This is a genomic window from Pseudoalteromonas sp. (assembly GCF_018402495.1).
Taxonomy (GTDB): Bacteria; Pseudomonadota; Gammaproteobacteria; order Enterobacterales; family Alteromonadaceae; genus Pseudoalteromonas.
Map to the genome: position 1 here is coordinate 562151 of NZ_JAGYIU010000003.1, position 25266 is coordinate 587416.

General features: G+C 40.1%; 22 protein-coding genes and 1 pseudogene. 9 read left to right on the forward strand and 14 right to left on the reverse strand.

Translation table 11 applies throughout. From position 1 onward, the window contains the following. Positions 1-3 precede the first annotated feature (3 nt). Positions 4-174: a DUF6671 family protein gene (locus KG708_RS17845; protein ID WP_366513612.1), complete on the reverse strand. Its 171-nt coding sequence runs from the start codon at positions 172-174 to the stop codon at positions 4-6. A gap of 119 nt (positions 175-293) precedes the next feature. Here KG708_RS17845 and KG708_RS12245 point away from each other — a divergent pair. After that, positions 294-1973: pseudogene (locus KG708_RS12245) on the forward strand (hypothetical protein); the annotation flags it as partial. A gap of 19 nt (positions 1974-1992) precedes the next feature. Here the strand turns inward: KG708_RS12245 and KG708_RS12250 are convergent. After that, the gene (locus KG708_RS12250; protein WP_213610159.1) at positions 1993-3597 is read right to left on the reverse strand and encodes an IS1634 family transposase; all 1605 of its coding nucleotides are present in this window, start codon (positions 3595-3597) and stop codon (positions 1993-1995) included. Positions 3598-3821: 224 nt separating this feature from the next. On the opposite strand from KG708_RS12250, the gene KG708_RS17685 reads away from it, so the two are divergent. After that, positions 3822-4010, forward strand: coding sequence for a hypothetical protein (locus tag KG708_RS17685; protein WP_301003404.1), 189 nt, complete (start codon positions 3822-3824; stop codon positions 4008-4010). A gap of 36 nt (positions 4011-4046) precedes the next feature. Here KG708_RS17685 and KG708_RS12260 read toward each other — a convergent pair whose 3' ends face one another. The 10 genes from KG708_RS12260 to ndk all read right to left on the reverse strand — a co-directional run bounded on the left by KG708_RS12260 (position 4047) and on the right by ndk (position 15807). After that, on the reverse strand, positions 4047-5357 hold the full coding sequence (locus KG708_RS12260; RefSeq protein ID WP_213610161.1) for a DASH family cryptochrome: 1311 nt from the start codon (positions 5355-5357) through the stop codon (positions 4047-4049). A gap of 244 nt (positions 5358-5601) precedes the next feature. Further along, entirely contained in the window at positions 5602-7071 is a 1470-nt protein-coding gene (gene der / locus KG708_RS12265) for a ribosome biogenesis GTPase Der (protein WP_213610163.1), read from the reverse strand. Positions 7072-7164: 93 nt separating this feature from the next. After that, entirely contained in the window at positions 7165-8343 is a 1179-nt protein-coding gene (gene bamB, locus KG708_RS12270) for an outer membrane protein assembly factor BamB (protein WP_213610165.1), read from the reverse strand. Positions 8344-8353: 10 nt separating this feature from the next. Further along, positions 8354-8974: a tetratricopeptide repeat protein gene (locus tag KG708_RS12275; RefSeq protein WP_213610167.1), complete on the reverse strand. Its 621-nt coding sequence runs from the start codon at positions 8972-8974 to the stop codon at positions 8354-8356. A 44-nt stretch (positions 8975-9018) separates the two neighbouring features. Further along, complete coding sequence (gene hisS, locus KG708_RS12280) at positions 9019-10299, reverse strand: histidine--tRNA ligase (protein ID WP_213610169.1); 1281 nt, start codon at positions 10297-10299, stop codon at positions 9019-9021. A 184-nt stretch (positions 10300-10483) separates the two neighbouring features. Then, positions 10484-11602 carry a flavodoxin-dependent (E)-4-hydroxy-3-methylbut-2-enyl-diphosphate synthase gene (gene ispG, locus KG708_RS12285; RefSeq protein WP_213610171.1) on the reverse strand — a complete coding sequence of 373 codons (1119 nt, stop codon included), beginning with the start codon at positions 11600-11602 and terminating at the stop codon, positions 10484-10486. A gap of 5 nt (positions 11603-11607) precedes the next feature. Next, positions 11608-12480, reverse strand: a complete 873-nt coding sequence (locus tag KG708_RS12290; protein WP_213610173.1) for a RodZ domain-containing protein — start codon at positions 12478-12480, stop codon at positions 11608-11610. Further along, entirely contained in the window at positions 12477-13961 is a 1485-nt protein-coding gene (gene pilW, locus KG708_RS12295) for a type IV pilus biogenesis/stability protein PilW (protein WP_213610175.1), read from the reverse strand. The genes KG708_RS12290 and pilW overlap by 4 nt, the downstream gene beginning before the upstream one ends. 112 nt (positions 13962-14073) lie before the next feature. After that, positions 14074-15204 (reverse strand): bifunctional tRNA (adenosine(37)-C2)-methyltransferase TrmG/ribosomal RNA large subunit methyltransferase RlmN, encoded by a 1131-nt coding sequence (locus KG708_RS12300; RefSeq protein ID WP_213610177.1) that lies wholly within the window; start codon positions 15202-15204, stop codon positions 14074-14076. A gap of 171 nt (positions 15205-15375) precedes the next feature. Next, entirely contained in the window at positions 15376-15807 is a 432-nt protein-coding gene (gene ndk, locus KG708_RS12305; protein ID WP_004586996.1) for a nucleoside-diphosphate kinase, read from the reverse strand. 264 nt (positions 15808-16071) lie between these two features. Here ndk and KG708_RS12310 point away from each other — a divergent pair, with 264 nt between their 5' ends. Beyond that, complete coding sequence (locus KG708_RS12310) at positions 16072-17394, forward strand: PAS domain-containing methyl-accepting chemotaxis protein (RefSeq protein ID WP_213610179.1); 1323 nt, start codon at positions 16072-16074, stop codon at positions 17392-17394. A gap of 136 nt (positions 17395-17530) precedes the next feature. Then, positions 17531-18913 carry a tRNA 5-hydroxyuridine modification protein YegQ gene (yegQ, locus tag KG708_RS12315; RefSeq protein ID WP_213610181.1) on the forward strand — a complete coding sequence of 461 codons (1383 nt, stop codon included), beginning with the start codon at positions 17531-17533 and terminating at the stop codon, positions 18911-18913. Positions 18914-18991: 78 nt separating this feature from the next. Here yegQ and KG708_RS12320 read toward each other — a convergent pair whose 3' ends face one another. Both KG708_RS12320 and KG708_RS12325 read right to left on the reverse strand, forming a co-directional pair. After that, positions 18992-19426, reverse strand: a complete 435-nt coding sequence (locus KG708_RS12320) for a DsrE family protein (protein WP_213610183.1) — start codon at positions 19424-19426, stop codon at positions 18992-18994. Positions 19427-19474: 48 nt separating this feature from the next. After that, the gene (locus KG708_RS12325) at positions 19475-19996 is read right to left on the reverse strand and encodes a rhodanese-like domain-containing protein (RefSeq protein ID WP_213610185.1); all 522 of its coding nucleotides are present in this window, start codon (positions 19994-19996) and stop codon (positions 19475-19477) included. 343 nt (positions 19997-20339) lie between these two features. On the opposite strand from KG708_RS12325, the gene KG708_RS12330 reads away from it, so the two are divergent. From KG708_RS12330 to cydB, 5 genes are all read left to right on the forward strand, one after another. Further along, positions 20340-20990 carry a peroxiredoxin gene (locus tag KG708_RS12330; protein ID WP_213610187.1) on the forward strand — a complete coding sequence of 217 codons (651 nt, stop codon included), beginning with the start codon at positions 20340-20342 and terminating at the stop codon, positions 20988-20990. Positions 20991-21048: 58 nt separating this feature from the next. Beyond that, positions 21049-21918 carry an MBL fold metallo-hydrolase gene (locus KG708_RS12335; protein ID WP_213610189.1) on the forward strand — a complete coding sequence of 290 codons (870 nt, stop codon included), beginning with the start codon at positions 21049-21051 and terminating at the stop codon, positions 21916-21918. Positions 21919-21973: 55 nt separating this feature from the next. Then, a complete protein-coding gene (locus KG708_RS12340; protein WP_213610191.1) occupies positions 21974-22552 on the forward strand; it encodes a DUF3365 domain-containing protein in 579 nt (192 codons plus the stop codon). A 275-nt stretch (positions 22553-22827) separates the two neighbouring features. Beyond that, the gene (locus tag KG708_RS12345) at positions 22828-24225 is read left to right on the forward strand and encodes a cytochrome ubiquinol oxidase subunit I (protein ID WP_213610193.1); all 1398 of its coding nucleotides are present in this window, start codon (positions 22828-22830) and stop codon (positions 24223-24225) included. Between the two features lie 3 nt (positions 24226-24228). Beyond that, the gene (cydB, locus tag KG708_RS12350) at positions 24229-25230 is read left to right on the forward strand and encodes a cytochrome d ubiquinol oxidase subunit II (RefSeq protein WP_213610195.1); all 1002 of its coding nucleotides are present in this window, start codon (positions 24229-24231) and stop codon (positions 25228-25230) included. The last annotated feature ends 36 nt before the right edge of the window (positions 25231-25266 follow it).

A 25266-nucleotide genomic window follows, 5' to 3' on the forward strand; every position in this document is an offset into this window, starting at 1 on the left:
CTCTTAAGGATTACAAAATTGGCAATACGTAGCATCAGCAACGTGTTTGTCGCTCGTTTTATTATAACAATAATGGCAATTGTCGCATACTAAAGTGGTTGTTTTAACTTGCGGTGTTGGCATATTACATAGCTCGCAAGGTAAACCTGCGACTTTAGCTTCCTCTTTAGCAATATAGCTGACAACCGATTAGCCAAATTATTCGCAAAGCTCAACAAACCCTAATTAAACACTAAAGTTTTGTCTCAAAACACTGATACGCTAGGTAGTTCAATCTCAGGTTAAGGATAATCATGGTTAATAAAGCGCTCGGTAATTATGCTAATTTAAGTGGGTTGCTTGCTCAATCTGCTAGTAATTCGTATCAAACACGTGTTCCTACAGGCTTAAAAACGAGTGCTGATTTAGTGCCAAACACAGCAACAATTACTGATGAAATGCTCAGTCAGTTTAGTGACCAACAAGTCGATGAAATTCTTAATCAACAATTATCCTCGTTACTCACGATTTCCAGCACACCCAGTGGCTCAAATTATAAACTCTCCAGTGAAGAGGTTGCGCTGCGAACGGTTATTAGCTCTGCGCAAGAGGGTCTATTAAAAAATGAACGTAGCGATCAGTTAATTGAGCGTTTAAATAGCTCGGTAAAAAATATTCAAGGCGCTTATGCTAATACTAGTGATATTTTATCTAGTTTGGGGCAACTTGGGTTCAATTAAAAAACGTTTTTAGCGTCTAGTCAGCAGCGTGTTGAACGCTCACTTGACCCCTTGATGGAAAGTTTTAACCGCGAGCGCTATGAAGATGGTGATAACTATGGATTTGAGCTTTCGGTAAAAACCAAAGAAGGTGATGTTATTAAAATCACTTTTCATTCTGCGCAAGGTTACGATGAAGAAACCGGCGAAACCACTGACGAATTTAGTGTAAGTTATAAAGTAGATGGCGACTTATCTGAGGCTGAACATCAGGCATTAACGCAAGTACTTTCTGGTGTAGGCGAAATGGCAGATGAATTTTTTAAAGCTAAACAAAGTGCTTACAGTCGTTATGTACCCGCAAACCAAGCCGATTTAGATTTAAGCTTTTTAAGCAATTTTGATAATAAACAGCTTTCGGGTTTTGATTTGTATTTTTCAACTTCAGAGGGCAATACTGCCGATGCTGATGGAGCGCTCCTTGGAAAAGACAATGAGCTTAATTTAAGTTATACCCTTGATGAAGATTCCCAGCAGCAACTACTCGAATTTGAATCGGTAAACGGACAAAACAATATTGATTTTTCGCTCGATATGTCAACCATTGGCACGCAAGACAAAAGCCAAATGCAGCAATACATAAAAGCGCTTGATAAAAGTTTAGAAGATAGCCAGCTCAATAGCTCAGAGAAAAGTACGCGTTCAGCGTTTGGTGACAAAAGTGATGAAGTGATGAAACAAGGGCTCGCTGTTTTTAAAAGTGCGTTTAGTAGTATGTCATCAGCCGCTGAGCGCTATAGCCAAATAGAGTCAGTTGCTACACAGCAGTTTACTAACGGACGCGAGCTAGTCGCTGATTTGGTTGACAATATGATCACCCGTGATCCACGTTATCAAGGACTAGGAAGTAGTGATAAAAACTCCCTAGGCGACGGGATTTCTAAGTTAGCTGACTTTGATGCAAAATTCTCTTTTGCAATGGATCAAGGTGATTACATAGCAACAAGCACCACAAAGCTGAGCCAAAATACAGAATACCAAAAGTCAGCAGGATTAACTGGGGTTACTCAAGATAAAGCGGCGAGCACGCGTTTTAATTATGAAGAAGGTAACCGCTCTGACATCCCCCCTGATTATTATGACAAACAAGAAAGTTACACTATTGGTACCGCTGTAAAAGACAACGAATTGGTTGGCCTTGATCAGGCCCATGAGGTGGATGTAGATAAAAAAGTGTATCAGTTTAATCCCGAAATATCTCAATACGAGCTAAAACCGGTATTCCGCACCCATTTTAAGAATAAATTTTCTGGTACTTTTCACCTAAGCAATCAATGATGGTCTGATTACGCGTTTCTAAATTGGCTACCAATGCCGTTTTGTCTGGTAAATATATAACCGCTATTCCTTCAAAGCATTGGAATACCCAACGCGCTGTAGGCCGCTGCTCGGGTTTGTACTTCATACTTGGGAAGTAGCAATTTTTCTCGACTAAGGTTGTACGAATTTGATGCTCTAAGCCCGCATATACCATTAAGCAGCAGGTCATCACCATCAATAGCGCTTCAATACGCTCCGGTTTTTTAAGATAAATGGCGCTCGTTAAGAAGTCGGGGCTTTTTAAGAAGCGAAAGCCTTTTTCAACATTCTGTTGGGCTTTGTAACTGCTCAGCAAGCTTGCCATATCAAGCCCCTCACTGACATCATTGGTGGCAATAATGAACAGTCCAAGTTGTTCTAAAGCGCTTTGCCGCGAGGCTAGAGGTGTGTATAAATTGCCCGTGATTTGATACTCAATGCGTGTTGGTAACTCGCCTAACTTAGGTCGTCCGGCACTCGCATAAACAGCGACTTCTGTTACTTGCGCGTTGACATTACATACCGCTTGCTTGTCTTGCCATTTTATAAGGGCGGTTTGCGCATCTTGTGCGCAGGCAAAGCGTTGTTGGCCTAACAGTTTGAAGTCTTTTCGCGCTTGCTCGCCCGCTTTTAACATGCGCTTGTTCAAATTGTGTTGCTCACGCTTGTAAGCTTGTTCACTGCGAATAAGTAGCCACTTTTGTTTGACACCACCATACTCGCTGTCATAACTGACGCCTTCATAACCTTGAGAAATAGGTGTAAACATCAAGGTTGGAGCTTGTTTGATCAGTGCCTTCGCTTCTTTGAGTGTTTGCGGTACGCGAGTAATAAATAATTGGCCTTGCGCGTCTAAATCCTCAATCGTTTCTTTCACATAAAGCGCAGCATCCGCCACTAAATAACGGCTCGCTTGCGCGGCTTTTAAACTGCCAATATGCGCTTTTACAATCTGCTTGAAACCCTCCATATCATTACTGTTGCCACTGGCCGGTTTCATGTATACGGGGATCCCAGACTGATTCTCACATATAAGATTTAATATCACTTGATTAAGCTCAGGTCGATGATCGCGTGAATAACCTCTGGCTATACGAATGTGCCTCGGCTCATCGTCCTCAGTGGCTTGACCATCATAATGGAAACTTGTCGAGTCAAGATGCAAAGCTTCAGTTGCCAAACCAAGCTTAGTAACAACGGCTTCGCCTAACTGTTGATACAAGTTGGAAACACCATATTCGTACAAACTATCTAAGCATCGTCCTAGCGCATCATCGTTAATATGCTCAGGTAACACGCCTTCACCAATGAGCCGGTCGACAGGCTTGTTTCTGAAGTATTCGCTATACATATGTAAGGTTCGGCCAGTAAAGCCAAGACCATTTAAGACCATTGCAGTCACCAGTTGGCCACAACTGATTTTACGCTCGGGAGCCGCGCCCCCTAAAGCCTTATCAATAATATCAGCAAAACCAAGACTATGACAAAAACCAGCGACGAGACCATGGTGGTCGAGTATTTTAGAATAAGGAACAGGCATAATATTGTGCTCTCAAAAGAGAGTAATAGATCAAAACTCGGGATCGGCGTCAAGAAGTTTTTTTAACAAAAGGCAAAATCATGCTCAGTTATTGAACGATTTTAATTCAAAAATAGAGTGCGGAATGACAGCTAAAAAAGGAATTAAAAGAAACAACCACCAGTGAGAGTAATATTCGTCTTATTAACGATATTTGGCTTGAAAAAAATGAAGATAGCCATCGAATGGAAGAAAAAAAGCGCCTCAGTGGTGTAGGCGCGCAGAACGAGTTTAGAACAACATCAAGTTATTCACATACGCAATTAGTAACCTTAATCGGTGATTTAGACAAACTAGCACAAAACAAAGAAGCTGAGCGTGAGTACTTTGCTGTGCTATCGCAAGTGAATAATTTTATGGATAAAAATAAATAAACGCCGAGACCCATACCATTTGATATGTATGGCCTCTTAGAGGGGCCAGTCAGCGGCATCTAAATCATCTAATTGTGCATCACAGTGCGCATTGCCTTGCCATTTGGTGGTATATTCACCGTGTGGGTCGTACTGCTGGGTTTGTTTTGCCAAATTAAAGTGTCGACCACCGCGCGGGTCGACTCCAACACCTGCAATGTATTGCCAATTCCCCCAGTTTGATGCCACATCGTAATCTATTAATTGTTGCTCAAAGTAGGCTGCGCCATAGCGCCAGTCTAGTTGTAGTTCGTTGACCAAGCAACTGGCTGCAATTTGTCGTGAGCGATTGGTAATAAACCCCGTTGCGTTAAGCTCTTTCATAATCGCGTTAACCAGCGGATAAGGGGTACTACCTTGGCACCATTTAGCAAAACGGTTCGGGCTAAAAGTGGTGAGTGGCGAGCTTTGTTTTTTACCTTTAAAGGTAAAAAGCTGATGCTTCACATTAATGGCATGCCACTTGAAATACTCACGCCAGAGCAATTCAAACTTGATCCAGTAAGTTGATTCGTTTGCTCCATGGCGCGCTTCATAAGCATCTACTGCACAAAAAATTTGCTTGGCACTAATACAGCCAAAAGCCAGCCAGCTACTAAATTTAGTTGAGTTATCAAAACCATCAAGATCATTACGAGTGACTTTATAGCTGCTCGGTAAAGCTGATGAAAAGTACTGCAGACAATGTTTAAGTGCGGCAAGATGCCCACCTTGGAGTAAAGGATTTCCTGCTGGCAGTTCTGATATAGGCTGTTTAGCACATAAAATAATAGGCGGTGGAAGTCTTTTTGCTGAGAACGGCACTGCGGATAAAGTGATATCAGTGGCTTCAATTTTTTTTCTAAAGGGTGTAAAGCCGGTAGGTAAGCTTGCAAGCTCAAAGGGGAGTTGCTGTTGTTGGTATAAGGTATCTTGCATCACAGATTTAAATACCACAGTGGCGCATTTCGATTTAAGTGCGCTAATTTGGCGTTGTTCATAAACGCCTATTTGCTCGCTATATACAACTTCATTAATGCCAAGCTCATTAATACGCTGTGTTAATACCGTTACCGGATCGCCTTCTAAAATATGCAAGGTTTGGCCAAGCCCTAAAACAGACTCCTGTAGCTCATAGAGGCTTTGCTTTAAAAAGCGTTGTTTGTGGATGCCATAGGGTTTTTGTTGGTAGTTATTGCTTTTGAACCAAGCAGGATTGATCACAAATACGAGATCAAGTTCACATTGTTGTTGTGATAAATCAGCTAAAATTGCATTGTCATCAATGCGCAAATCATTTTGCAGCCAATATAAGGTGCGCTTTTTCATTCATGTGTCCCGTGGTTAAAATAAAAGTAAGTTTTGCTTTAATACTCATCAGCACAATCCGCAGATTAAGAGCATCAGTGTTCTCACTGAACGCAAAAAACTACATGTTTTACGAACAAGTTAGACTTTACGATTAAATATAATTGGTATTCTAAGACTATGCGAATATAGCGCAGGAGTGACTCATAGCAAAAAACCTTGTAAAGGCGCACTCTACAAGGTTTTAATTTTGGAGCTTAGAGCTCTAAGATTTATTGCGGTTTTCTTTACTAAACGCGCGAATTTTACGTTTTTGCGACAGGGTGACTTTATTAGTGCGCCCTGCAAATGGGTTATCGCCTTCTCTAAATTCAATTTTGATTGGCGTACCCATAATTTTTAGCGCTTTACGGTAGTAGTTCATTAGGTAGCGTTTGTAGCTATCAGGTAAATCATGCACTTGGTTACCGTGAATAACGATACGCGGCGGGTTATAGCCCCCAGCATGGGCGTATTTAAGCTTAACACGACGACCACGAACTAGCGGCGGCTGGTGATCAGCTTGTGCCATATCCATAATACGGCGTAGCATTGCTGTGCTTATACGCTTAGTTGCAGATTCGTACGCTTCATCAACGGATTCAAATAAATGGCCAACACCGGTACCATGAAGGGCAGAGATAAAATGTAGGCGGGCAAAATCAATAAACCCTAAACGACGATCAAGCTCAGTTTTAATACGATCTTTTACGTAGTTATCTAGGCCATCCCACTTGTTAACGGCAATAACCAGTGAACGACCTGAGTTAAGCGCAAAACCTAATAAGCTTAAATCTTGATCAGAAATACCGTCGCGGGCATCAACAACAAGTAGCACGACGTTACAATCTTCGATTGCTTGCAGTGTTTTAATCACCGAGAACTTCTCGACTACGTCGCTTACTTTTTTACGTTTACGCACACCCGCTGTATCGATAAGAATATATTCTTTATCGTTTCGGGTCATTGGTATGTAAATTGAATCGCGAGTTGTGCCAGGCATATCGTAAACAATTACACGGTCCTCACCTAGTATACGGTTAGTAAGGGTTGACTTACCAACATTAGGGCGACCAATAATAGCCAGTTTTATTGGTTTATCAGCAAAGGCTTGGTGATCCGTATCATCTTCTTCACCTTCTTGATATAGGTCGATAAGCTCTTCATCGTCATCGGCTACATCTTCATCAAGTGCGGCAAGTTCTGCAATAACAGGCTGAAGCGTTTGCTCAAGTAGTAAGGTAATACCACGGCCATGAGCGGCAGCAATATGATGAACCTCGCCAAGCGACAACTGATAAAATTCAGCACAGTTTGAGTCAGCATCAATACCATCGGTTTTATTAGCAACAACAAAGCTTTTCTTTTCTTGCTTACGTAAGTGATTAGCAATAGCTTGATCAGCCACAGTCATACCTACACGAGCATCAACTAAAAATAAAACAATATCTGCTTCTTCAATGGCGAGTAATGACTGATCAGCCATTTCGGTTTCGATGCCTTCTTCTGAGCCATCAATACCGCCCGTATCTACCACGATAAATTCAAAGCCGTCATAATTTGCTTGGCCATATTTTCTATCACGCGTTAAGCCTGGAAAGTCGGCAACGAGTGCATCACGGGTACGTGTTAAACGGTTAAATAATGTGGATTTGCCCACATTGGGTCGCCCTACAAGAGCGATCACGGGAAGCATAAACTACCTCTTTAAAAAACAACAAAAGGCTTCGCAGTGCGAAGCCTTACAAAAAATAATTAACTATTAGTGCCTTACACTAATAGTAGTCAGTTAGTTTGGTATTTTTACCGCGCTAACTTCACCATCGCGGGTGTATAAAATCAATTTATCGTCAGCGACAACAGGCTCAACAAAAAAACCTGAACTGTCAAAGTCTTCACGAGATACTAGCTCGCCAGTGTCTTTATTTAACCAATGCAAATTGCCTTCTTGATCACCTAACGCTAAATAATCACCGGCAACCGCTGGGCCTGTTAAGTACCAGCCACGTAGAGCGGGTTGGCTCCAACGTTCAATGCCCGAATCTTTATCAAGTGCGTAAACAACCCCGTTACTGTCTACAACATAAATCGTTTGCAAATCCATGCTAATTTCACGGTAGCTACTATATTCACGCTTCCACACAACATTACCTGAGCGAATATCAACAGCCGATAAGTTACCGTTGTATGCAATTGCATAGGCAAATGCGCCGCTAATAATTGGCTGGGTGTCTACATCTACTAAACGTTCAAATTCCGACGCACCTTTTGGTACTGCAATTTCTGCACTCCATGCAGAGTATCCGTTTTCTGAGATTAAAACGCTTAGTTTACCAGTTTCAAGTCCAACTAATACGCCACCATTAGCGACTACTGGCGAACTTTGACCGCGTAAGGTAAGTGCTGGCACTTCTTGCTCAAAACGCCAACGCTCTTCACCCGTATCTGGATGTAGAGCAAGTAACTTACCTGATGCTAAATTAACAAAGATTAAGCCATCGCCTGCTGCCGGTTTAGAAAGCGATTCACCGGGTACTTTCTTTCGCCATACTTCTTTACCAGTTTCACGATCAAGTGCCACTACATAGCCGTGTTCAGAGCCTACATATATTTTACCATAGGCTTGTAATAAACCACCTGATAATCTTGCACTATCGTTATCGCTCCAGGGCAAAAATGACGTATCTTTACGTACGTCGGTTTTCCATAGTGTATCGCCATTATCAACGGATAAGGCTTCTACTTGTCCTTCGCGGCTAGCCACATAAACTGTTCCTTTATGAACAGCGGGTGAAAGGCGAGAGAAATAATGTTCCACACCATTGCCAATAGACTCTTGCCATACGATTTCGGTTTTAAACTGGTTAACGATCTCAGGAAGAACGAGTTCATCTTCATCATCACTTGATGAGCACCCCATGAGCGTTGCCATGCAAAGTGCAAGGGTGGCGGTTGTTATTTTTTTCATGCCTAAAACCTTATGCCGCTGGGCTAGTTACTGCTAGGTCATCTAACTTAATTTGTAATAGAGGATTGCTGGTTAATCCACCGGCATCAACTGCGGCTTGATAAGCCACGCGTGCTTGCTCTTTATTGCCTTGTTGAGTGTAAATATCACCTTTTAATTCTGCAACATTTGCATTAAATGCTTCTGGCAGCGGTGAGTTTAACGTGGTTAATGCCTCATCGTATTGTTGTTGCGCAATTTGCACACGCGCTAAACGCGTAGTGGCAATCGCTTTTAATTGAGCGTTATTTACATTTGATACAATCCAACTTAGCTTTTCATTTGCTATATCTAATTTTTGTGCATCAACCGCTTCTTTTGCAGCAACAAATGCCGCTAACGTGGCGTACTGAGTGTCTTTATTTTCGCTGATAAAGGTATCAGCAGAGGCTAATACGTCATCACTTTCAACAAGCTTAGTGTAGGCATCAGATGCTTGCTCTGCCGTGGTTATTTGGTTTTGGTTATACGCTTTCCAGCCGTATAAACCACCTAAACCAACAATAACACCTAGCGCAAGTGATAGGCCGTTTTCACGAAAAAAGCGTTTAATTGCTTCTGCTTGTTGTTCTTCTGTTGAATAAATTTCCATGCTTACCTCTGTTAAAGCGCTTTACTCGCTGCGCTTTATGTAATTTAGCTATTAATTAGTTCAGCAAGTAGCGCTTTAGCGTGTTCTAATTCTAATGTGACTTGTTCTTTACGCTCACGCAAATACTTAATGGTCACAACGCCTTGCTCTAATTCATCTTCACCGATAATAACCGCGACTAATGCATCGCTTTTATCAGCACGTTTTAATTGTTTTTTAAAGTTACCACCGCCAGCATGCACCATTACGCGTAATCCGGGTACATCATGACGTAACGTAGATGCAATAATAGGTGCTTGAATGCTGGCTTTGTCGCCCATGGCTGCTAAATATACATCAGCACTACGGCGTATGTCACCCACACATTCAAGTGCTTGAAGCAGTAAAACTAGGCGCTCTAATCCCATTGCAAAACCAACTGCTGGGGTTGATTTACCACCTAATTGCTCAACTAAGCCATCATAACGACCACCGGCACATACAGTACCTTGTGCGCCTAAGCTATCGGTTACCCATTCAAATACGGTACGGTTATAATAATCTAAACCACGTACTAGCTTTTCATTAACCGTGTATTTGACGCCTGCTGCATCTAATCGTTCACATAAATTTTCAAAATGTTCTTTTGATTCAATATCTAAATGCTCAGATAATTTTGGCGCATCGACTAGAATTGCTTGTATATCTGGATTTTTAGTATCAAGAACACGCAGTGGGTTAGAGTACATACGACGTTTAGAATCTTCATCTAGTACGTTGGTATGTTGTTCTAAAAAGGCGATTAAGGCATCACGATATTGAGCGCGCGCTTCATTTGAGCCTAATGAATTAAGTTCTAAACGCACATGCTCGCTTATGCCAAATGCTTCCCAAAGTTGTGCCGTGAGTAATATCACCTCAGCGTCTATGTCGGCGCTGGCAATACCAAAGGTTTCTAAGCCGAATTGATGAAACTGACGGTAACGACCTTTTTGTGGGCGCTCATGGCGAAACATCGGGCCCATGTACCAAAGGCGTTGTTCTTGATTATATAACAGGCCATTTTCATTACCTGCACGTACACACACTGCTGTCCCCTCAGGGCGCAGAGTTAAATTATCACCGTTACGATCGGCAAAGGTGTACATTTCTTTTTCTACAATATCGGTTACTTCACCAATAGAGCGCTTGAATAGGTCGGTTGATTCTACAATTGGAAAACGAATTTCTTGATAACCAAACGATGATACGGTCTCGCGTAAAATGTGCTCTACTTTCTGCCAAACTTGCGTATCGCCTGGCAGGCAATCGTTCATACCGCGAACTGCCTGAATTTGTTTTGCCACTGATAAATCCTAAATCTGTTTGTATGCAGTCTGAGACTGCAATCACGTAAAACTAAAAATCGACCCTGCATTATAACCTTAACTGTAAGGTAATTGCGAGTGTAGCGGTGTGTATGTAATTTGTACTACGTTATGAGGTTGCTACTAAAAAAGTCAATTAAATGCATATTGCTGCGAGTTTAAATCAATCGACAATTTTTATGTCGATAGGGGTTTGTTTTTGCTTTTGCTCGATAAAATCGCGTACATAGCCTTCGAGTTGATCAACAATATTATTGTTATCAATACGGGCTTTTTGGCGTTCACCATTTATGTATAAGCCTGAGCGACGGTTTGCACCAGCAAGGCCTATATCACTCACTAGCGCTTCACCTGGGCCATTAACCACACAGCCAATCACTGACACAGAAACCGGTTCAATAATATCTTCTAGACGTTCTTCAAGCTGGTTCATGGTGCTTACCACATCAAATTCTTGGCGTGAGCAGCTCGGACAAGCAATAAAGTTAATACCACGCGAGCGAATACGCAGTGATTTTAATATATCAAAGCCAACTTTTATTTCTTGTACAGGGTCTGCCGCTAATGATACACGTAATGTATCACCAATGCCCTCGGCAAGAAGCATACCTAAGCCAACAGCTGATTTTACAGAGCCTGAGCGCATGCCGCCAGCCTCAGTAATGCCTAAATGCAGTGGCTGGTCGATTTCTTTAGCAAGCAAGCGATACGCGCCTACCGCTAAAAATACGTCTGATGCTTTTACCGAGATTTTAAATTGATCAAAGTCTAAGCGGCGTAAAATATCTACGTGGCGCATTGCCGATTCTAATAAAGCCTCTGGGGTGGGTTCACCGTATTTTTCTTGCAAATCGCGTTCAAGTGAGCCGCCATTTACGCCTATTCGAATGGGAATGTTATGCTCACGGGCCGAATCAACAACCGCTCTAATACGCTCTTCGCTGCCAATGTTGCCTGGGTTGATACGTAAACAATCAACACCGTATTTTGCTACTTTTAATGCAATGCGATAGTCAAAGTGAATATCGGCGACAAGGGGGATCGACACTTGTTCTTTAATACTTTTAAATGCCTCAGCAGCATCCATAGTCGGTACTGATACGCGAACAATATCAGCACCAGCGTCCTGAATAGCTTGAATTTGCGCTACAGTGGCATCAACGTCCATCGTGTCTGTGTTGGTCATCGATTGCACGGCAATAGGTGCACCATCACCAATAGGAACATTACCCACATTTATACGGGTGGATTTTCTGCGTTTGATAGGAGATTCTGAAAACATCGCGACTACTCTGCTAATGGTAATTTAAATTTAGCTAAACGGTTTCTGGGAAAGGCTGAAATATCAACTGGCTCACCATTTAGGGTAATATTAACAACATGATGCTTACCTAATACTACTGAAAAAGGCGCTACTCCAGTTAGTGTCATTTCATAGCCTGCTTTTTTTACTCCAAAAGCCACTTTGTCATCGTTGGCATCATGAATCTCTACCCAACTCTCATCGTTAAACATCATAACAATAGTGCTTAAATCATTGTTCTCTGGTGCACTGGCGTTTTGCGTATCATTCACTGGCACGGCTTGAATTGTTGGCTGCTCAATTTGCAATACTTGATTGTCTAACTCTTGCGAAGAACCACTGCTATCAGAGTGAGTTTCTTCAGTTTCCTCGATTAGCTGTTTCGCGTCTTGTTGCAGATTATTGAGCGAATTATTAGTATTTATTATTGTTTTAGTATTTTCGTCTATGAGTGTCGTATTTTGCCACCACCATACGGCAGAAGAACCAATAACAATAGCTAATATTAAATAGCTTACAATCATTAATCGGCTATCGTGTGCTTCTTGTTCTGTACGACGCGAAAAGCTTTGCATATCAACAAATTTATCTGGATCATTAAACGTAGGTAGCATAGCCAATATAGGACTGCTATCAATATCTAATACACGGCAATAATTTTTTATATAGCCTTTTGCAAATGTTTTTGCACCTAAAGAACGATATTCGTCATTTTCAATATGCTGAACTTGTGATTCAGTTAATTTTAATAGCGAAGCAATAGTTTTAATACTGATATTTGCATTTTCTCGATGCGTTTTTAGTATGTGTCCTACAGAGGATTCTTCGCTTTGAGGTTGTATATTATCTTCTTTCATAATAAGTATGAGTCTGGGTCCACTATTAAGAGTTTATGTCCTGGCTTGAGCGCTATATCTGGACTTAATTTATTCCACCGTATTAATTGGTCAATCAATATTTTATTTTGAGTGGCAATGTTATTAAGGGTGTCATCAGCTTTGATTTCATAAAATATATTTGGATTATTTAAATATATTTTTTGTCCGCCTACTATACGATCTGATTCTTTTAAATTATTCCATTGCAAAAGTTTTTTTAGTTTAACATTGTATTGTAACGAAATACTAAAAAGGTTTTCTCCGGGTCGAATAATATGGAACGGTATTGTTATGTCTTCTAGTATCGGGTTAAGTAATTTATGTTGTAACTGATTACTTTTTTTTCTTGTATCCTCTGGCTCTTGCCTCTTATTAGTTATCTCTTTTGAAGCTATATCTGGCTCGTTAAATACTACCTGATTTTTTGTTTTAACTGATTTATATGTTGTTTTTTCTTGGGTGTTTGGCTCAATTAAGTTTGATTGGGGCTCACCAAAATAGATAGTTTTGAAATCGGTGTTGTTATCTATTGAGCTATCAGTGCTCACTTCGTTTATAGTATTCTTTTTTCGAACAATCTTTATCTTAGGTTTGATAATGGCTTGATTGTTTTTACTACTATTTCTTTGTAATTCATTAAGTTGTGCTTGGCGATATTTTTCACTCAGCACTTCAAATTCTGTTTGTTTAATTTGGTTATTAAGAATAGCATTAGCTTGAACACTATTTGGGTAAGTTTGTAAAATAGTAGCCGCAATTTTCTCAGCTTCTTCTATTGCGCCCATGCGTTGTTTAATTAAATAGTTCAGTAATAATGCTCGCGATGAAACCTGTGCACTATCTTCATAGCGCTTTAATAAGTTACTGGCTTTGTATAAGTCACTTTTTGCGTAATACAAAGCAGCTAAACTTATAAGTGTTGAGGCTCTTTGTGAACTGTGATTCAGTGCTTGTTGAAAATAGCTCTCTGCGCTGGTGAAGTCGTTAGACTCAATGGCGCACAGGGCTAAGTTTTCATAGCTTTGCGCAACACGAATATAACTAGGTACTTCAATGGCTTTTAAAAACTGTTCTGTGGCGCGATCATACTCATCAATACTACATAAAAACGTACCGTAGTTATTTAGGGTATTCGGATCGTCTGGTTTAATAGCTAGCGCTTTTTGATAAGCCTTGTCGGCGAGTGCGTTTTCACCAACTTGTTGATAATAATACGCTAGAGAATAGTGAACTTCGGGTAAGTTAGGGGCGTATTCAGCGGCACGTTCTAGGTTATACTTTGCTTGAGAGTTATTACCTGTCTTGAGGTACTGTAATGCTAAAGCAATACGCGTGCGAGCTGCGCCATTATTGTTGAGTTTGTTTTCTGGAACAGGCTTATTACTGCCGTTATAACTGTTTTCAGTAACACAACCACTCAAAAGTAGTGTTGATAGTGCTAAAGCAAGTAAAGATCGCATTACTTTGTCTCTTTATTTATTTCTATAGACCCTATCTTACCTAAAAGCTTTTGTGTTGCATCATTTATTTAAAAATAAACGACTTATCACAAAAGCTCTAGATTAGCAAATATTAGGCGTGATGAATGTTAACTGAGATTTTGTTATCGTCGCGCATTTTCTTTTTTGCCATGCGTTTAGTGCGGTCAACTACATCACCAGCTAATTGACCACAGGCAGCGTCAATGTCGTCCCCTCGTGTGCGACGAACAATACAGGTAATGCCTGCAGCTTGTAAAACTTTAGAAAAACGGTCAATTCGGCTGTTGCTAGACCGTGTATACTCATTCCCCGGGAATGGATTAAATGGAATAAGGTTTACCTTAGAGGGCGTACCTTTTAGGGTTTTAACCAGTTCATGTGCTTGGTCGGTGCTGTCGTTTACGCCGTTAAGCATAACGTATTCAATAGTCACATCTTTATTAGCTTTTGAGCCATCGATATAACGACGACAGGCTGCTAAAAACTCTTCAATTGGGTATTTTTTATTAATAGGCACTAAAATATCACGCAGCGCGTTATCAGGTGCGTGAAGTGAAATGGCCAGCGCAACGTCGATTTTTTCTTTTAGTAAATCAAGCGCAGGTACTACACCTGAGGTACTTAATGTTACGCGGCGCTTAGATAAACCAAAGCCCCAGTCGTCCATCATCAGTTCCATAGCCGGTACTACATTTTTAACGTTAAGTAGTGGCTCGCCCATCCCCATCATAACGACGTTAGTGACAGGGCGTTTTTCACTGTTGCCATCAAGGCCAATGTCTTTGGCTACACGCCATACTTGGCCAATAATTTCAGACACTTTTAAGTTACGGTTAAAGCCTTGTTGTGCCGTTGAGCAAAAAGTACATTCCAGTGCACAACCCACTTGAGACGATACACATAATGTGGCGCGATCTTTTTCAGGGATCCAAACAGCCTCTACTTCTTGGCCGCCCTCAAGTACGAGTGCATATTTAATTGTACCGTCGCTGGCTTGCTGGCGAACTGAAATTTCAGGTGCAACAATTTCACACTCATTTTTAAGCTTTTCTTTTAGCTTTTTGTTGACGTTGCTCATGTCGTCGAAATTATCTACGCCAAAATGATAAATCCATTTCATCACCTGATCGCCACGAAATGGCTTTTCACCGAATGATACAAACAACTCTCGCATTGCATCTCGGTTTAAATCTAATAAGTTAATCTTTTTTTGCTCGGTCATGTAACAACCTCAATCGGTGGCGGTGATGGTAAAAATTTACAAGGGCGAATTGTACACAATTTACCCACTATAATCATTAAGTAAAATATCAAAAATGAGATAATTAATACTTTAACTAATGACTAAAAAAGGGCCCGAAAGCCCTTTTTACTTTTGCTTAGCGCGTTCGTATTAACGAGTACGTGGGCAAAGTTCTTCGTCAGCGAAGAAGTACGCGATTTCGCGAGCAGCAGATTCAACAGCGTCAGAACCGTGAACCGCATTTTCGTCGATGCTATCAGCGTAGTCTGCACGTAAAGTACCTGCTAGCGCTTCAGCTGGGTTAGTTGCACCCATGATTTCACGGTTTTTAAGAACAGCGTTTTCGCCTTCAAGAACAGTAACCATTACAGGGCCAGATGTCATGAAAGAAACTAAAGCGCCAAAGAAAGGACGCTCGCTGTGCTCTGCATAAAAACCTTCCGCTTTTTCTTTAGAAAGGTGAACCATTTTAGCGGCAACAATTTTAAGACCCGCAGTTTCGAAACGGTTGTAGATTGCGCCGATGTGATTTTTAGCCACTGCATCAGGTTTTACGATTGAAAAAGTACGCTCTAAAGCCATCTTTGTGCTCCAATAATTTAAATAAAAGGTTGAATATTAACGGGCGCGAATTATACGCGTTTTAGTGAAAAAAACCTAATTTATTATACTTTACTAAATATTTTAATTTACTAACCTTAATTTATGAACTAGATACACTATTTTTACGTTTATTATATGTTTATAATTTTTTATTATATTGTTTGTATGATCTAAAACTTTTTATACATTCACAAAAAAAACCACAAGTACGTAGAGTGCACGTGCAAATATTAAGGTAATAACATGTTTTTTAATCAGAAGTTAAAAAGTCAAATTGCTGATTTGCAAAATAAGCTCTCAGCTAAAGAGCAAATAAAACAAAGCCTTGACAGTGAAATGCTCGTACTTGAGTTGAACCAGCATGGCGCTATTATAAGTCAGAACAAAAATTTTCAACGCACATTTAATTATTCTGATGAGCAGCTCCTTAACCAAAGCATATTAAATTTTATTCCAGAAAACTCCCGTAATAACCCCGATTTTATTGCTTTTAAAAGTGCAGTAAGTCGTTGTGAGCATTACGCAGGCGCTATTCAATTTGCACATTCTGATCAAAAACGCGATTGGCTACGTTGTATTTTGCATCCCATTAAAGATGAAAACGGCAAATTTCAGTATTTAACTTTACACTGCACTGTTCTTACCAAAATAATCGAAGCATCAAGAGAAAACGAAGGTTTAATTAAGGCGCTAAACCGCTCTATGGCGGTGATAGAGTTTCAACCCGATGGCATCATCTTAAAAGCAAATGATAACTTTTTAAAAGGCACGGGTTATAAACAAGAAGAAATAGTTGGGCAGCATCATCGTATATTTTGCACCGATGATGAAGCGAATTCCGATCAGTACAGCACATTTTGGAAACGTCTAGGGCAAGGTGAATTTGTGGCGGGCCGCTTTAAACGTATTAATAAGCATGGCCATATAGTGTGGTTAGAAGCGTCATATAATCCTATTTTTAATGAGGCTAATGAGCTCTATAAAGTAGTTAAATTTGCTACGGTGATCACTGAGCAAGTTCAAAGAGAACTCGCTATAGAGGAAGCGGCAAGTATTGCACACAGTACGTCTATTGAAACAGATAATAATGCTGACAAAGGCGCTAATGTTATTAATAAAACAGTACAAGTTATGGATGAACTTGCAGTACAAATGGAACAAGCAGGCGAAGAGATATCTGCACTAGACAAGCAATCACAGTTAATAGCCAGTATTGTTCAAAGTATTAGCAGTATTGCAGATCAAACTAACTTATTAGCGTTAAATGCTGCAATTGAAGCCGCTCGTGCAGGTGATCAAGGGCGTGGTTTTGCTGTTGTTGCTGATGAGGTTAGGCAATTAGCTTCAAGAACGTCCAAAGCAACAGAAGAAATTGTTGACGTGGTGCAACAAAATCAAAATTTGACCCAGTCAAGCGTTACTGCTATTGAGCAAGGTAAGCAAAAAGCCCAGCAAGGGTTGGTGCTGTCAAACGAAGCTGGCTTAGTGATGACTGATATTAAAAAAGGCGCGCAGCAAGTTGTTGATGCCGTTAGCCAGTTTTCGAATCAATTAAAAAATAATTAACCTTATTGCTATTGAAGGAAAACTTTGATGATCTTGATCAAGGTTTCTCTTCTTTTCACTTATTATACTTGCGCGCTTTATTTTCCTTAACTATTCATGCAATCGGCTTGAACCCGGTTCTATGTATGGAGCGCACATGTCAGCTGTTACTTGTTCACCCTCATTTATTCCGGAATTACTTTGCCCCGCTGGTAGCTTAAAAAACATGCGTTATGCGTTTGCCTATGGTGCTGATGCTGTGTATGCCGGTCAGCCGCGTTACAGTTTACGTGTGCGTAATAACGAATTTGACTTAGATACCTTAAAAATAGGCATTGATGAAGCGCATGCGCTCAATAAAAAGTTTTATGTAGTGTCGAATATTGCTCCGCATAACGCAAAAGTTAAGTCGTATTTACGTGATATAGAACCGGTTATTGCCATGAAGCCCGATGCGTTGATCATGTCTGATCCAGGTTTAATAATGCTAGTACGTGAAAAGTGGCCCAATATGCCAATTCACCTATCGGTACAGGCAAATGCTGTAAATTTTGCGAGCGTACAGTTTTGGGCAAAACAAGGCATAGAGCGTGTGATTTTATCCCGTGAGCTATCACTTGAAGAAATAAATGAAATTCGCACACTTTGTCCTGAAACAGAGCTAGAGGTATTTGTACACGGCGCACTTTGTATGGCCTATTCAGGGCGCTGTTTGCTTTCGGGTTATATTAATAAACGCGATCCTAACCAAGGTACCTGTACTAATGCGTGCCGCTGGGAATACGATGTAAAGCCTGGGGTTGAGAACGAAACCGGTGACATGGTACATAAAATTGACCCTGAATCAGTCATACCTACTTTAGGGGAAGGCGCACCTAGCAAGGATGTATTTATGCTTGAAGAGCAAGGCCGCCCAGGGGAATACATGCCTGCATTTGAAGACGAACATGGTACGTATATTATGAACTCCAAAGACTTACGTGCGGTGCAATACGTAGAGCAACTAACAAAAATGGGGGTGCATAGCCTTAAAATAGAAGGGCGTACTAAGTCGTTTTATTATGTTGCTCGCACCGCACAGGTTTACCGTAAAGCTATTGATGATGCCGTGGCAGGTAAACCGTTTGATGCCGATTTATTTAAAACCTTAGAAAACCTCGCCCATCGTGGTTACACCGAAGGCTTTTTAAAACGTCACGCCCATCAAGATTATCAAAATTACGAGTATGGTCATTCAGTTTCTACCAAGCAACAATTTGTTGGCGAAGTATTAGGGCGCAATGCCACTGGTTTGGTTGAAATAGATGTAAAAAACAAATTTTGTGTAGGCCATTCATTAGAGCTTATGACACCAAACGGTAATATTAGTTTTGTGCTTGAAAATATGCAAAACAAAAAAGGCGAGGTGATTACCGATGCCAAAGGGTCAGGTCATATTGTTCACATCGCTCTACCTGATACCGTTGAGTTAGCGCACGCAATTTTAATGCGCAACCTCGATGAACATCAAGACACCCGCAACCCGTTTAAGCAAGCCTAAGGTTGAGCGCTTTCGTATGTTAATGAATTGATTCAAGGTAATACCGCCCGTACCCTTGAATCAATTATTTTTTAATGACTAAAATGATATGACTTTAGTTTCGGTATCAAGCATTTTTTTAGCTATGTGGGGGGGTAAAGCAGGGGTAATACCTTCAATCAAGTCCGTTTTTTTAACACCTTTATTAGGTAGATAAAGTGCGCAAACCTGAACCTTACCACCCATTTTCATAATATTTTTCATTAAGCTTTGTGGGCTCATATTATTCGGCTTTAGTTGTGTTAAAACGGATGCTGGAGCATCGACTAATGCAATGTCGCCAGCGGGTCCACACAAAAGAATATCAACTTGCGCCCCTTGCTTTAGTGCTTGTAAAGACAAAACCATACCCATAAGCTGGGTTTGTGTATTTTCAGACGTTATAAATGACATAAGCTTAGGCTTAGTATCAGCGGCGAAAGTATTTAAACTAATCGTTGAAGCTAGTAGGAGTATAGCTGTTAATATGCGCATAAAAGTGACCTTTCAGTGTACTTTAAAATTAAGAAGCGTTGCGTTGAGTTATACTTTTTGGTTCCACGGCATCAAAGCTATCACTCTTGCTAGCCCGCAAAAGCCGGTTGCACCAGCAACAAACAAACCCATTGCAATAAATATTACTGGCCAAATAAAGTTAGTGGAGATGGTCAGAGAAAGCGTGCAAAACAATAATAAAAGAGTGCTAATTGATAACTGGACTTGACGGTCTAGTGGCAAAATTGACTTTTCACCTTTTCGAACATCATAGCCTTCCTTTACCCACTCATTTATGCCACCGCTAATATTATAAACAGTTAAGTCTGGGTTATGAGCAAGGAGTTTTTCACAGGCGCTTTTACCCCGCCCTCCTTTTTGACAATAGACTATATAAGCACTCTTTCCTTGTTTGATATCTTCTCCTTTAATTTTACTCAAAGGATGTAATTTCGAGCCCACTATATGAGAGGTCATGTGTTCTGCAGGTTCGCGAACATCTATTATTTCTACATCTTCCTTCTCAATCATTACAAATGCTTCGTTTGCAGATATTTCTTTTAGTTGCATAGTTAAGTTTCCTCTTGAATAAGGTTAATTAAAGTATTGTTGAATTTGATTTTAGTTTATATTAGATTAACCTAATGTAGCAAGGTTTAATATAAATTTTACTTTGATAAAAAGGAATATGGCTTTAAAAATAAGCAAACCAAGTGCATGAGGTTAAAAATTTAATATTAATTTTCAGTGGTTTATAATTTATTTTATTGCTGTTATGTGGCTAAAGAGTAGCCGTTAAAATATTTCATCGATTATATAGATTAGATTCATCTGTTTTCTTTTATTGCTTTTAGTTATATGCTTATGCAATATTGGTCTTGTCAAAACGATAAACATCAATTAGGAGAATGTTATGACTGAACAAAATGAAAGACAATTACAGTTCCCACAATTAAACAAGCCAGCACCTGCATTTAATGCGAAGACAACTCATGGTGATCGTACACTTGAAGATTACAAAGGTAAGTGGTTAGTGCTTTTCTCGCATCCAGCAGACTTTACTCCGGTATGTACTACCGAGTTCATGGGTTTCGCAAATGCAGCAGAAGAGTTTTCAGCGATGAATACTGAATTATTAGGTTTATCGATTGACAGTATTCATGCACATATTGCTTGGGTACGTAACATTGAAGAAAACTTTGGTGTGAATATACCTTTCCCAATTATTGCAGATCTTTCAATGGAAGTGGCTCATGCTTACGGCATGGTTCAACCTGGTGCAAGCGATACTGCAGCTGTACGAGCTACGTTTATCATTGACCCTGAGGGGGTAATGCGAGCGATGGTTTATTACCCAATGAGTAATGGTCGCTCAGTAAATGAATTTTTACGTTTAGTTAAAGCACTACAAACAAGTGATGAAAATTCAGTAGCTACACCAGAGAATTGGGTAGAAGGCGAACCAGTTATTGTACCACCACCGCATACCGTTGAAGACGCTGCTGGTCGTAAAGATAAAGGATACGATTACGTTGATTGGTACTTTAGTAAAAAATCTCTTTAGTATTGTTTAGTAACCTCAGCCCAAGTGTTCCTCCTTGGGCTAATTTAGGAGACGCACTATGAGCATAAACTATCATATAAAACAGTTTTTAGATGAAGACAGTGAAACCTTTAGCTATGTTGTTTTTGATAAGCAAACTAAAAAAGCCATGGTTATCGATCCCGTTTTAGACTTTGATTATAAATCGGGTCGCACTTACCAAGATGGTGTTGAAAAAATAGCCAGCTATATCAATGAACATAATCTTACACTCGAATGGGTACTTGAAACACATGCACATGCTGATCACATTTCAGGTGCACCATTTTTTAAAAAACAGTTTGGTGCAAAAATTGGGATTGGTGAGCATATTAAACACGTTCAAAAGACGTTTAAAACATTATTTAATTTAGAAAAAGAATTTCTCCCTGACGGAGCGCAGTTTGATAGGTTATTTAAAGACGGTGAGATTTTTCATGTGGGTGAACTTACAATTCGAGTAATGCATACGCCAGGCCATACCCCTGCCGATTTAGCTTATTTGATTGATGAAAGTGTAATATTTGTAGGGGATACTATTTTTATGCCAGACGTTGGCACGGCACGGTGTGATTTTCCAGGTGGGAGCAGTTCACAGCTTTTTGACTCGATAAAAAAAGTATTGGCTTTGCCGGATGAAACAACGATTCAAGTATGCCATGACTACCCAAACGAAAGTCGAGATTATCGCCATAGCGTCACAGTTAAAGAGCAAAAAGAGTCTAATATCCATGTCAACAACAGCGTAATAAAAGAGCAATTTATAGAAATGCGTGAAACACGTGATAAAACGCTATCTATGCCGCGCCTTATTTTGCCTGCAATTCAACTTAATGTGAGGGCGGGTAATTTTCCACCTGCAGATAATAACGGTGTTAGCTATTTGAAAGTGCCACTCAATCAGCTTTAAAATTATAGCTACTTTTATAGTTAATCTATTTTACAAGAGCTCAGAGGGAAGAGTAATGTTAAAAAACTACTTAGTTTTAATTTTAATCATGGGTTTTACTCCTTTAGCTGTAAATTCAACATCACTTGGTGAAAATGATAAAAGTGTATTGGAGCAAGAAGCACAAAAGCGAATAAAAGAATTCTCGAGCAGTTTAAAGTCGCAGTTAAAGTCAGCTATAAATAAAGGAGGGCTCAGCGCTGGTGTTAAAGTGTGCAGTGAGCAGGCACCACAAATAGCTGAGCAGTTGTCAACGGATGGCTGGATTGTTGGTCGTACTAGCTTACGTACCAGAAACACTAGTAATACGGCTGATCAATGGGAGCTAAAAACGCTGGCTGATTTTGAAAAACTTAAACAGCAAGGTATTGAGGTTAATACATTGACAAAGTCGAGTTACGATGAACAAAGCTTCCGCTACATGAAAGCTATACCAACCGGTGGTTTGTGCTTAGCTTGTCATGGCTCTACAGTTGCACCTGATGTGAAAACGGTTATTAAACAGTACTACCCTTTAGATGAAGCGGTTGGGTTTAACGCAGGTGATATTCGAGGGGCATTTACCTTAGTAAAAGCACTCCAAGCTGCGAATTAACGTGATCAATATCAAGTTATCTATTGTATTTTAATTGCGCAGTTGATTTTATGTTTATTTAAAATACAATCATATATAACAAAAAGATATTTAATTATAACCAAATTGAATTAATGTGTTGTTACAGGTTTATTTATTTGAACTCGGCTTGCTTTTACAAAAGCACCAGCCAACGAATCGTATAACAGTAATGAAAGTAGTGCAGCGTTGAGTGAATTTTAATCTGCAAAGATCAAAAGATCTGAGCGTAATTTTTAAAAACATTAGGAATGGATATGGAATTAGATCCTCTTTTACTATCGCGAATACAATTTGCGTTTGTTGTATGTTTTCATGCAATCTTCCCTGTCTTTACTATAGGCTTGGCAAGCACAATTGCTGGCTTTGAATTCTTATCATTTAAAACAGGTAATCCAATATGGCAAAGGCTCTCTAAATTTTGGATTCAAGTTTTTGCTGTAGTGTTTGGTATTGGTGTTGTTTCAGGAATTGTGATGTCATTCCAGTTTGGTACAAATTGGAGTAATTTTTCCTATGCGACCGCTAATTTTTTAGGGCCTGTGTTGAGCTACGAAGTAGTTACAGCGTTCTTTTTAGAAGCTGCATTTTTAGGTGTGCTTTTATTCGGCAGAGACAAAGTGCCACAAGGAGTGCACCTTTTTGCAGCATGCATGGTGGCGCTAGGCACATTTATCTCTTCTTTTTGGATACTTTCAGCAAACTCTATGATGCAAACACCTCAAGGTTTAGAGTTAATAGATGGCATTTATCATGTAGCATCCTGGTCGCAAGCGTTATTTAATCCTTCTTTTGGTTATCGTTTTTTACACATGGCTATCGCGTCATTTTTAACTGCTGCGTTAGTGGTTGCCGGTGTAAGCGCATGGTTTTTACTCAAAAACAGAGAATTTGAAGCAAATCGAAAAGCGCTTTCAATCGCTTTGTGGTTCTTGCTGTTCTTAGCGCCTGCTCAGGCGGTTATTGGTGACTTTCATGGTTTAAATACACTTAAACACCAACCCATGAAAGTAGCAGCAATGGAAGGTAATTGGGAAACGGCTAAAGGCGTGCCGCTGTTACTATTTGCGATACCCGATCAGCAAGAGCAAAAAAACCACTTTGAGGTCAAAATACCTAAGCTCGCAAGCTTTGTGTTAACTCATGATTGGGATGGCGAAGTACCTGGCTTAAATGAAGTATCTAAAGAAGAACAGCCCCCAGTATTTATTGTATTTTGGTCGTTTAGGATCATGGTTGCGCTTGGCTTTTTAATGATAGGGTTTGCATTGTGGGGCTTAATATTAAGAAGAAAAGGACAGTACTATAAATCGCCTTTATTTTTAAATGGCTTAAGATTAATGAGTTTAAGCCCGTTTTTTGCTGTTTTAGCTGGTTGGATAGTAACAGAAACTGGCAGAGCACCTTGGTTGATTTATGGACAAATGACCCACGCTCAAGGGTTAACTCCTTCACTAACTGGTGGCATGGCACTATTTACTTTGATTGGGTATATCATTGTTTATTCACTCGTATTCAGCGCTGGTGTTTACTATTTATTAAAAGTATTTAAAGGCGGAATAGAAAAGGCGAGTGCACCACATGAAATGGATGAAATTGAACGTCCTATGCGCCCATTTTCTGCAGCCCATGTTGCTATTGACGAGAAGGAATAAAGTATGGAACAGCCATTTGATTTAACTATAATATGGGCAGGCATCATTGGTTTTGGGATCATGATGTATGTATTAATGGATGGATTTGACTTGGGGCAGGGAATTTTATTTCCCTTTGCCCCGAATGAAAAAGCACGCGATAAAATGATGAATTCTGTTGCACCTGTATGGGATGGTAACGAAACATGGTTAGTGCTTGGTGGTGCAGGTTTACTTGCCGCATTTCCACTGGTTTACGCTGTTTTTTTACCGGCTTTGTATATAGGGGTCTTTTTATTACTTGCAGGACTCATTTTTAGAGGCGTAGCATTTGAGTTTAGATTTAAAGCAAAAACCTCTAAGCATCTATGGAGTTGGTCGTTTTCAGTAGGGTCTATTGTTGCATCATTTGCTCAGGGAGCTGTGGTGGGGGCTTATATTCAAGGTTTTGAAACAGAAGGCTTTGTTTATTCGGGCGGACCTTTAGATTGGTTAAGTGTATTTACTGTGTTAACCGGATTAGGGTTAGTTGTAGGTTATGCACTGCTAGGTAGCACGTGGCTTATTATGAAAACGGATGGTGAAGTACAAGATTGGGCTTATAAAATTACGCCTAAGCTCCTTGTTGCCTTTTTAGTTGTATTTGCCATTGTGTGTGCTTATACCCCTTTTATAGATGAGACTGTTAAAGCTAAGTGGTTTGATAATGTAAGCTTGATTTGGTTAATTCCTGTGTTGGTAATGTACTGTGCGTATGTGGTTTATCGTTCAGTTAAAAAACAAAGTGATGGCTTACCCTTTGTAGCAACAATGGGGATTTTCTTATTCAGTTATATTGGCCTTTTAGTAAGTAAATGGCCTTATATTGTGCCTCCTAAGTTTACTATTTGGGATGCGGCATCGTCATATAATTCACAGCTGTTTTTACTGATAGGGTTTCTTTTTGTTATTCCTATTGTGTTAGGTTATACCAGCTGGACGTACTGGGTGTTTAGAGGCAAGGTTAAGGATACGGGTTATCACTAGGCTTTGCGGATTGAAATTTGTTCGAACTAGGGGCGG